The organism is Arthrobacter sp. Hiyo1 (assembly GCF_001263615.2).
GTDB lineage: Bacteria > Actinomycetota > Actinomycetes > Actinomycetales > Micrococcaceae > Arthrobacter.
Map to the genome: position 1 here is coordinate 260288 of NZ_DF952473.1, position 3451 is coordinate 263738.

General features: G+C 64.2%; 2 protein-coding genes and 2 pseudogenes. 1 reads left to right on the forward strand and 3 read right to left on the reverse strand.

Annotated features, from left to right (window positions below):
* Window positions 1-150 (reverse strand): dephospho-CoA kinase (locus AHiyo1_RS16690; RefSeq protein WP_113990696.1); only part of this gene is annotated, 150 nt, incomplete at its 3' end.
* Between the two features lie 22 nt (window positions 151-172).
* Between AHiyo1_RS16690 and AHiyo1_RS16695 the strand changes: the two are divergent.
* Window positions 173-859, forward strand: a pseudogene (locus tag AHiyo1_RS16695) (IMPACT family protein).
* A 177-nt stretch (window positions 860-1036) separates the two neighbouring features.
* Here AHiyo1_RS16695 and rpsA read toward each other — a convergent pair.
* A pseudogene (rpsA, locus tag AHiyo1_RS16700) lies at window positions 1037-2511 on the reverse strand (30S ribosomal protein S1).
* A 167-nt stretch (window positions 2512-2678) separates the two neighbouring features.
* Window positions 2679-3451 (reverse strand): polysaccharide deacetylase family protein (locus AHiyo1_RS16705; RefSeq protein ID WP_253257403.1); only part of this gene is annotated, 773 nt, incomplete at its 5' end.

A 3451-nucleotide genomic window follows, 5' to 3' on the forward strand; every position in this document is an offset into this window, starting at 1 on the left:
CACGACGTCCGCCAAGCCCGGAGTGCCCGGCTCCACGACCTCGCGGGCCAGCGCGTCGGCGTCGATCAAGACAGCGCCCAACTCCCTCAGCCGGGCGGACACGAGCGATTTGCCGGAGGCGATCCCGCCGGTAAGTCCAATCTTCAGCACCCCTCCACACTAGACTGGGTCGGTGGCAGAACAGGAAGAAAGCCGGGCGACCGCGTACACAACATTGGCGCCAGGAGACGATTTCCGCCACGAACTCGAGATCAAACGTTCGCGCTTCATCACGGTGCTGCGCCGCGCTTCCGACGAGGACGCCGCCCGCGCCCTGGTGGCGGAATTGCGCAAGGAATTCCATGACGCCCGGCACCACTGCTCGGCATTCGTCCTCGGTCCGGACCGCGTCATCCAGCGGTCCAACGACGACGGCGAACCCTCCGGAACAGCTGGCATCCCCATGCTTGAGGCGCTCATCAAACGCGAGACCTTGCCTGGGGTGGCTGACCTCAGCGACGTGAGCGCCGTCGTCGTGCGCTATTTCGGTGGGATCCTCCTGGGCGCGGGCGGACTGGTCCGTGCGTACTCCGAATCGATCTCGCCGCGCTGGACTCCGCTCCCCTGGTCCAGCGCCGCCGCCTGCGGATGTGCGACATCCCCGTGCCCCACCAAGCGGCCGGGAGGCTGGAAAACGATCTGCGCTCCGCGGGCTACGTCATGGCCGAAACTAGCTACGAGCCCTCGGAGACAATCCTGCGCGTGGCGCTACCCGATGATCCAGGCGCAATCGCGGACGCCCGTGAGCGGCTGGCATCTGACCGGCGGCGCCTCGGGCCTCCACTTGCGGGGAACGGAATGGGTCGACGTCCAGGCCTGAGCACCCACGGGACATGCCCTCCCCTGTCACGTGGGGAGCCGGGCAAGAGGGACGCGGGTGAGAGGCACAGGCAAGCAGGCAACCAGTGCAAGGGGGTTAAACAAAACGGCTCCTGCGATTCGTGAATGAATCGCAGGAGCCGTTTTGATCCGGCCCGGAAACCCGGGCCAGTGGCAATTAGTTGCCGGTCAGCTTCTCGCGCAGGGCGGCGAGTGCCTCGTCGGATGCCAGGGTGCCCGCGTTGGACTCGGTGGCAGCCGGCTCGGAGGAGTAGCTGGTGGTGCCGGAGTCGCTCTCGCCGGAAGCGGCAGCAGCGGCGTCGTCAGCAGCGTGCTGGGAAACCTGCTTCTTGTGAGCCTCCCAACGTGCCTGGGCGTCAGCGTACTGCTGCTCCCAAGCGGCGCGCTGCGTCTCGTAGCCCTCGAGCCATTCGTTCGACTCGGGGTCGAAGCCCTCGGGGTACTTGTAGTTGCCCTCTTCGTCGTACTCAGCGGCCATGCCGTACAGAGCCGGGTCGAACTCGGTGCTCTCAGCGTCAACGCCCTCGTTAGCCTGCTTGAGGGAGAGCGAGATGCGGCGGCGCTCGAGGTCGATGTCGATGACCTTGACGAAGAGCTCGTCGCCAACGGAGACGACCTGCTCAGCAAGCTCAACGTGGCGGACAGCCAGTTCGGAGATGTGAACGAGGCCTTCGATGCCGTCTTCGACGCGGACGAACGCACCGAACGGAACCAGCTTGGTGACCTTACCCGGAACAACCTGGCCGAGGGCGTGGGTGCGGGCGAAGGTCTGCCACGGGTCTTCCTGCGTGGCCTTGAGAGACAGGGACACGCGCTCGCGGTCCAGATCCACTTCGAGAACCTCGACGGTGACTTCCTGGCCAACCTCGACAACCTCGGACGGGTGGTCGATGTGCTTCCAGGACAGCTCGGAAACGTGAACGAGGCCGTCTACGCCGCCAAGGTCCACGAATGCACCGAAGTTGACGATGGAGGAAACGACGCCGGGACGAACCTGGCCCTTTTCCAGCTTGTTGAGGAACGTGGAGCGAACCTCGGACTGGGTCTGCTCGAGCCATGCACGGCGGGAAAGAACAACGTTGTTGCGGTTCTTGTCCAGCTCGATGATCTTGGCTTCGATCTGCTGACCGATGTACGGAGCAAGGTCGCGGACGCGGCGCATCTCGACGAGGGATGCGGGCAGGAAGCCGCGCAGGCCGATGTCGAGGATAAGACCACCCTTGACAACCTCGATGACGGTACCGGTGACAACACCGTCTTCTTCCTTGACCTTCTCGATGTCGCCCCAGGCACGCTCGTACTGAGCACGCTTCTTGGAGAGGATCAGTCGGCCTTCTTTGTCTTCCTTGGTGAGCACCAGGCTTCGACCTGATCGCCAACGGAGACGACGTCCCCGGGGTCAACGTCGTGCTTGATGGAAAGCTCGCGGGAAGGGATGACACCTTCGGTCTTGTAACCGATGTCGAGCAGAACTTCGTCGCGGTCAACCTTGACGACGATACCTTCGACGAGGTCTCCGTCGTTGAAGTACTTGATGGTGGCGTCGACAGCTGCGAGGAAGTCCTCAGCGGTACCGATGTCGTTGATCGCGACTACGGGGGTACCGGGCTTCTCGGTGGAGGTGATGGTCATGTAGTAGGGGCTCCGTTGTGGATAGAGTATCGGTCAGGCAAACCGCCCGCTTCCCGTTGCCGGTCCGCAGGACACGGCAAAACGCCGGGTCATCCTGAATTGTGGATTGTAAATTTGCGCGCACGTAGTATGCGCCCGTTCATTCTAGTCGTTTGCCTCAAGGAGGGTCAAAGCGGCAGCGTGTCACCAAGCCGCGCGAACGTCACGCCACGGTCCAGCAGGCCCGGAAGGGCGCGGGCATAGCCCTCCGCGGTACCGCCGGCGGGCTGGTTGAAATGCGAGATCACAATCTGGCCGGCGCCGTGACCTGCGGCAATTTTCCCCACTTCGCCCGCGACCGTCGGTGCCGGGAAGGTCGCGCCGCCGTCGCCGTTCACCGTGAAGCTCACGGGTACCAGTCCGAGGGCATTGGTGATCGCCGCCGCGACGTCGTCGTAGTAGGCGGTTCCGGCCCGGAAGAAGCGTGGGGCTTTGCCGGAAAGCCGCTCCATGACCTCTTGGTTGCCCATGATTTCGTCATACACTTCACCCGCATTGGCGGTGCCCGGGATTCCGTACGCCGAGCGTCCGTTGACCGATAGGGGCTGGTGCCGGAAGCCGTGGTTGCCGAGCTCGAACAAAGGATCGGCCGCGAGCTCGGCCGCCAGCCCGGGATTGGCCTTGATCCACCGGCCATTGACGAACAAGGTGGCGGGAACGCTGAGCTTGCGGAGGGTCTTGAGCAATCGTTGATCGCAGTCCGAGCCTTGGGGGCCACCGCAAGCATCGAACGTGAGGACCGCATGCGTCGACGCCGTTTTCGAGACCACGCCGGGGACCGCAAGACCCCATTCGACGGGCTTGCGCGCGGAAAATTCAGCTACAACCTGGGACCTCGACGGCGGCACCGGCCGCGTTTCGGGCACCACCGGATTCTGGCCGGCCTCGTCCACGACCGGCG